Source organism: Streptomyces sp. NPDC090127 (genome assembly GCF_044746945.1).
Classification (GTDB): Bacteria; Actinomycetota; Actinomycetes; order Streptomycetales; family Streptomycetaceae; genus Streptomyces.
The window spans coordinates 719,753-725,752 of sequence record NZ_JBIVDE010000002.1; the positions used below are offsets into that span (position 1 = coordinate 719,753).

Consider the following 6,000-nt stretch of genomic DNA (forward strand, 5'->3'; position numbering starts at 1 on the left):
GCCCGCCCTTCCCTCGGACATCCGACCCAGTGGGCGCTTAGCGCATCATCGCCTACCCGCGCCGGCCCCCCGGTGGCGCGGCAACCGGCTGCCTTGCAGACCCGGGACCAGCCCCGCTCGCGGGCGCGGGTGATCATGACACAGCAGGTTACGCGGAGGGCCGCCGCAGTGGGGTCGGCTGCGGCTTCGGTCTCCGTGTCGGAAATGACGACGGTGCCGAAGCCGCGGCACATGGCGCCGTCGCACACGCCGCTTCGGCACCGAACGCAGCCCACTCGCTCAAGGCGGGCCCACGCCGCAGACGAGCTGTCGAGTCATGCAGCGAACTCCCAAGCGGGAGCCAGGCACCTGTGTCCAGATCCCTGTCATGGCCGCCACCTGGTCAGCAAGCTGGGACGCTCCCGCGCCCGATGCTGACCGTTTGCTGACCTCAGCGGGATAATCAAGCCTCTGACCTGCAAAAAAACCCAAATGCTAGATCTTGGACTTGAACAGAGTGCGCAGCACTTTGGACTCCTCTGAGACGGCTCCCTGCCTGCTTTCTGCAGGTCAAGGGCGGCCTCGACCCTACACCGGCACCCCCGTCCGGTGTGTGTGAGGAACATCGCTCCGGTCGGACGTGGCGGCTTCCAACCTGGGCTTTCGCGCCGTCACCAACGCCTGTTCAATCGATCCTCCGGGAACACCCCGGCGACTCATGCCGACGTACCTGATGAGCCGTCAACCACGAGGGAGAACAGTCTGCGGACACTGACGACGCGCGTCGACGTGCCGACCTGACGGGCACCGGCATCGCTCCGCTTCGCGGACGAGCAGGACCTCGAGGACGGGGAAGGCTGGCTGATGAAGGCCGAAGTCCGGGAGACCTGGCCACAGACCAGGCCGAGCGGCATCAGGGCCGTGGCGCGAGCCAACAGCGTACGTACCTCGGCTGCGTCCTCCCCTGACCTGACCCGCGAACCGACGTACCACGCGGCCGACGTGCGCCACGTGGCCGCGCGGATCACCCGGGGTGAGGCCGAGGTCGCGCGCTGGCAGCGCGCCGACTCCGACGCCGCACGCGACGACGCCACGCCCGGCCCACCGGTTCGGCATTCCGCCGGTTGAGGGCCCGAGAACGTGCCGTGGCTGATCCTGCTGGCGATCGTCGTGGGGCAGTCCGGCGCCAGTGAGTCGAGAGCGGGCCCTTCCCTCCGGGCGGTAACCACCGCGCCCGGCACCGCCCCGGCGACCCGCGCAGGCCGTTCACCGGCCACCACGGCCGGGGGCGCCTCCTCGCCCACGGAAGGAAAGACAACGGCTTCCGACGCCCAAGCTCCGCTTCCCCGTCCACCGCCCTCGTACGGGCGGATCGCGGACGGCCGGCTCGTACAGATGGTGCGGCCGGAACCCAGGGCCCGACCGCCCGGCGACAGCTCTTCACAGCACCATCCAGCCCTCGGCCGGAGGGCAGCCGAGGGCTGGATGGTGCGCGAACGTCAGACGGTCGAGGCGAACCAGCCGACCGTCTCGTTGCCGTGGGTGCCGTCGCTCTTGGCGTCGGTCGCGTAGACCTCGTTCATGCGGATCAGGAAGCCCTGGGGGGTCACGTCCGCGATCCGCAGGCCGGGCGTGTGGGGGCCGTTGAAGGTCTGCACCTGTGCCAGGACCACCACCTCCGTCTCATCGGGGAAAGGGGTGGGGAAGTCCACCCGGGTGAAGGTGGACGTGTTGCCGCCCCGGGTCTCCACGGGGTGGTCGGAGCGCAGGGTCAGCGAGCCGCTCTGCGTCATGCTCATGGTTCTTCTCCCCTTCATCGAGCCTTCTGCCTGTCCGGGGACAAGCACTTCCCGAGCCCCTGAGGACGTCGACCGTGCCGCTCTTCGTCCTTTTGCGGGCTCGGTGCGCCGAAGCGGCGCTCCCGCCAGCCCGTCCCGGCAACCGGGATGGGCGGGTGTTTCTCGACGCAGAGCATCACCACGCCCGGGGCGATCACACTCCGCTTTCATTTAATGACTGAAAGCGACATCACCTGGCGCGGGAAGGCATCTTGCACCCCTGCGGACACGACCTGCAGGCTTCCCACCTGCATCATCGGCCTTCGCGGCCACGCCACGGACACCGAATCCGGAGGCATCCGCCCACCGCGGACGTCACCCCCAGGAGTGGACACGACGCACACTCCACAACCCGTCATCCACCGGCGCACACCGGCACTCCGCCCAGCCCGGACGGCTCGGACAGGGCATCGTCCACGACCTCGCCGAGCCGGTCATGGGTTCCGAGGACTTCGCATACATCCTCGAACGCGTCCCGGGCGACACGCAGCCGTAGCCCTCCACCACACCAGCAGAGCAAGCAGGGCAAAGCGATGAACCGCCCGAGGCCCCGGGAACCTACACGCTGACCCTGACCCACGCCGCGACGGGGCCGGGCGGAGTGGGGGGCTTCGGTTGGGTCTTTTGCGGGGGCTCGGCGAACCACCGGTTCATCCGAAGTGGGCGCTGTGGCGGTCCAGGTGGGCGGCGGCCAGTTCGGCGAGGGCCGACCCGCTGCCCTCGTACGCCAGGGGGGCGAGGTCGGGCGGTGGAACATATCCGTCGGGCATGGCGGCGTACGCACGGTCCATCAGCTCCGTGTAGGCATCGGCCAGCATCTGCGGCCAGGCTCCGGTCAGCGCGGGTCGCATCCGGGCTTCGGCCGCGAGCGCCGCATGGTGTGCGGCGGATTCGGCGGTGGCTTCCTTGCGGGTGAGGTCGGTGATCAGGGGACGGCACGGGGTGAACGCCGCGAACGACCCGGGCAGGGCCGCGGCGGTGTGGGCGCCGGTAAGGAGGGTGTCGGCGAGAGTGGTGGCGATGAGCGGGGAGGTGTGCAGGCCGTCGCGGTGGGTGCCGGATGCCACCCACAGGCCCTCCTTGGGCGTGGGGCCGATGACGGGGTGTCCGTCCAGAGTGATGGGCCGGTTCACGGCGGGAAGAACCTGGCGTCCTACGAGGGTGAGGGCGGTGCCGGCTGCGGCCAGGACCGGTACGACGGGCAGGTCCGGATCCAGGGTTCGGAGGATCGGGGTGGTCCATGTGCCGGCCGCCACCACCGCGTGCGGGGCCCGGAAAGCACCGGCAGGGGTGTCGAGACGGTAGCCGTGGGCGGGCAGTGCGGTGAGGGTGCCGGCTGGTGTGCGGATCACGTTCGCCAGGTTCTCCAGGGCGGCGTCCAGGGTGGCGAGCCAGGCGCGGGCGTCGATGAAGCCCTCTTCGGGCAGGTACCAGGCGCGCAGGGCACGGTCGTTGTCCAGCGGGTGGTAGCCGGGGATGTCCGAGGGGTCGGTTTCCCGGCACTCCAGCGCGTCCCCGAAGTCCGCCGCCTCCACCTCACCAGGGCATGGGCGGCCACCAGCTTCCACGAGGACGAGGACGAAGACCCCGAGGCCATGGCCCTCGCCTTCGCCGACATCACCGTCAAGTAGCACGACGACGGACGACCGGGCGCGTCGTCGGACCCGCAGCGGGTCCGACGCGCGCCCGCCTTCGCACCCGTTCGAAGGACCACCCCGTGACCCGCGGGCACCTGGACACGTTCACCGGCCATGCGAAAGATCATCACCTGCGGCCTGCTGGCCGCCGCGGCCCTCTCCGCCGCCACGCCCGCCTTCGCCGACAACGACAGCAACTTCGGCAGCGGGGTCAACGCCGCGAACAACTGGAACTTCAGCGCCGCCGCCGTGTGCATCCAGGAACTCGCCGTCGTACCCGCCCTGAGCGACTGGACCGGAAACCACCAGAACAACTGCTCCGTCGGCAACGTCATCGACCACGCCACCGACGCCCTGCCGCTCGGCCACTGACCAGCAGAAGCCTCCGGTGTGGTGTAGGCGTCCAGGCTCCACACCGCACACGGAGGCTTCGTGTCCCACCGTCATGCCCGGGCTGACCGTTCACGGCAGGCGGATCCTGGTCGAACGTGTCCTGTCCGGTCGACCGGACAGGACACGTCGCGGCGGAGATGGGTATATCCCGACCCACGGCCCACAAGTGGGTCCGCCGCCGCCGGTCGAGGCCTGGGTCTGCCGGCTGCGGACCGAGCGCAAGCTCGGCCCGGCCCGCATCGGCCCGATCCTGGGCCTTCCCGCCTCGACCGTGCACCGGATCCTCCTCCGGCACGGCATGAACCGGCCGGCGTGGCTCGACCGGTTCCCGGCGAGCCGAACCGCCGCTACGAGCGGGCCAGGCCGGGCGAGCGGGCTGTCCGAGGTGAGTGCGGCCAGGCGTACCACGCGGCGGTGAGGGCCAGCTGAGGCAATCCACCGGGCTTCGAAGCCCCAGGACGAAGTGGCGCTTCCTGGAGCTTCGTTCACCCGGGGGGACGCGGTCGTGTCGTCGGTCAGCGGTTGAGGACTTCTTCGATCTTGGCGGCCACGTGCTGGGCCTGGATGTCCCGGCCCTTCTCGTTGGGGTGTGCGTACCACGGGATCGACTGGCCGAAGAGGTCGAGCTTGGAGACCTCCAGCAGGCCGCCGATGCCCCGGTTGGCACCGTCGCACGCCGTGTTGCTCCCGGTGCTGCCGTAGAGGTCCACGAAGTCGGCGCCATCATCCGCGGCGGCCTTCTTCATGACGTCGTCCAGCCGCTTCTGCACCTGGTCCAGGACCGGCAGCGCGTCCTTGGGGATGTCGGCGAACGGCAGCTCCGTCTGACCGGGGGCCGGGGCCAGGCACTGGGTGGTGTCCTGTGGCACGAGCCTGGGGTAGCCGACCAGGACACGCTCGGCCTCCGGGGCGAAGTAGCCCATACGCAGGAGCATCTGCTCCAGATCCCACTCGACCTGCTGGAACCGGTCGTCCAGCCATCCCTTTCCGTCTTCCGACGCGAAGAAGTCCTTGCACTCGCCTGCCGGCTCGTCCGGGTCTACCGCCTCGCCGGGCAGCAGAGGGTGCTCACGGAGCTTGGCGGAGCACTGCTTGAGGATGCTGGTGAAGCCCAGCGTGTTGCCGCCCATACCGCCCACGACCAGCTTGGTGTCCTCCTTGAGCGCGTCCTGCTGCGCCGGGAGCGTCCCTGCGCCGAAGGGCAGCTCCTGCTTCTCCCAGAAGTGCTGGATGAGTGCGGCTCCGCAGGAGCTGTCCGACTGGACGTCGAGCGTGATGCCCTTGTCCGCCAGGCGCCGGCTGGTGGTGGCGGGATAGTTCTCCGCGGCCTGGAAGCACCAGCCCCTCTCGCTGTCCTGGTTGTTCACGGGAGCGATGCCGAAGTTGGCGGTGTAGGAGTCGCCGAAGAAGACGGTCGGCACCGGGTCGGCGGGCACCGCGCCGGCGGCTCCCGCAGGGAGGGCGAGCGCCAGGCAGCTGCCCAGCGCGACGGCCGTGGCGGCCAGCCGCCACGCTCCGGGGGTGGTCGTCGTCTTACGCATGGCCGAAGACATGGCTGTGCCCTTTCGTCGGGATACACGCGAAAAGGGAAATGAGGGAGGCGTGTAACGCCACGTATTCAGTCATAAACGGAGCGTGATACTCCAGTGGCCGTGAAGCGCAACCGAGCGATCTTGGCCAGCCTCTTCACGCCAGCTCATCTCGCCTGCTCAGCAGGGGTATCCGAGGAGGAGTGGCTGCCGAGATCGAGAGCCTTGACAACCCGAACGGGGGGAGCGGGAGCGGCCGCGGTGCGAGCCGGACAGCGAGGCCGCCTGCCGGCGGGGCGACGGGCGTCGGCACACGGCCGCTCCTTTCGCACAAGCGAGCGACTATCGCAGATACGTACAGGCCCCGACGCGGTTGTGCGTCTCGAACCGGCCGGAAATCCGCCTGCGACGGGCCCAGGCCGCCTCGCCCCTCCGGCGTGCAGAGCCTGCTGCTCACACACCAGCAGAAGCCCCGCCCTCGCCGGCCGTTGGCGCGATCCCCCGTCGACGTCGAACGACGTCCCAGGTCGTCGACCTGGGGGCGGGGGAGGCCCGGGGGGGGGGGGGGGGGCGGGAGCGCGGGGGGGGCGGGGGGGGGGGGGGGGCTATTAGGCGGGGGGGGGC

5 protein-coding genes and 1 pseudogene are annotated in these 6,000 nt (G+C 70.1%); 3 read left to right on the forward strand and 3 right to left on the reverse strand.

Annotation, left to right across the window (positions count from 1 at the left end; translation table 11 throughout):
• The first annotated feature begins 843 nt into the window (after positions 1 to 843).
• On the forward strand, positions 844 to 1,107 hold the full coding sequence (locus ACIPPS_RS08885; RefSeq protein ID WP_401428607.1) for a hypothetical protein: 264 nt from the start codon (positions 844 to 846) through the stop codon (positions 1,105 to 1,107).
• Positions 1,108 to 1,478: 371 nt separating this feature from the next.
• On the opposite strand, the gene ACIPPS_RS08890 is transcribed toward ACIPPS_RS08885, so the two are convergent.
• On the reverse strand, positions 1,479 to 1,778 hold the full coding sequence (locus ACIPPS_RS08890; RefSeq protein WP_401428609.1) for a hypothetical protein: 300 nt from the start codon (positions 1,776 to 1,778) through the stop codon (positions 1,479 to 1,481).
• 689 nt (positions 1,779 to 2,467) lie between these two features.
• On the reverse strand, positions 2,468 to 3,352 hold the full coding sequence (locus tag ACIPPS_RS08895; RefSeq protein WP_401428611.1) for an NAD(P)/FAD-dependent oxidoreductase: 885 nt from the start codon (positions 3,350 to 3,352) through the stop codon (positions 2,468 to 2,470).
• A gap of 216 nt (positions 3,353 to 3,568) precedes the next feature.
• Between ACIPPS_RS08895 and ACIPPS_RS08900 the strand changes: the two genes are divergently transcribed.
• Together ACIPPS_RS08900 and ACIPPS_RS08905 are read left to right on the forward strand one after the other, a co-directional pair.
• Complete coding sequence (locus ACIPPS_RS08900) at positions 3,569 to 3,826, forward strand: hypothetical protein (RefSeq protein WP_401428613.1); 258 nt, start codon at positions 3,569 to 3,571, stop codon at positions 3,824 to 3,826.
• Between the two features lie 60 nt (positions 3,827 to 3,886).
• A pseudogene (locus tag ACIPPS_RS08905) lies at positions 3,887 to 4,219 on the forward strand (leucine zipper domain-containing protein); the annotation flags it as partial.
• Between the two features lie 143 nt (positions 4,220 to 4,362).
• Here the strand turns inward: ACIPPS_RS08905 and ACIPPS_RS08910 are convergent.
• Complete coding sequence (locus ACIPPS_RS08910) at positions 4,363 to 5,388, reverse strand: SGNH/GDSL hydrolase family protein (RefSeq protein WP_401428615.1); 1,026 nt, start codon at positions 5,386 to 5,388, stop codon at positions 4,363 to 4,365.
• Between the last annotated feature and the right edge of the window lie 612 nt (positions 5,389 to 6,000).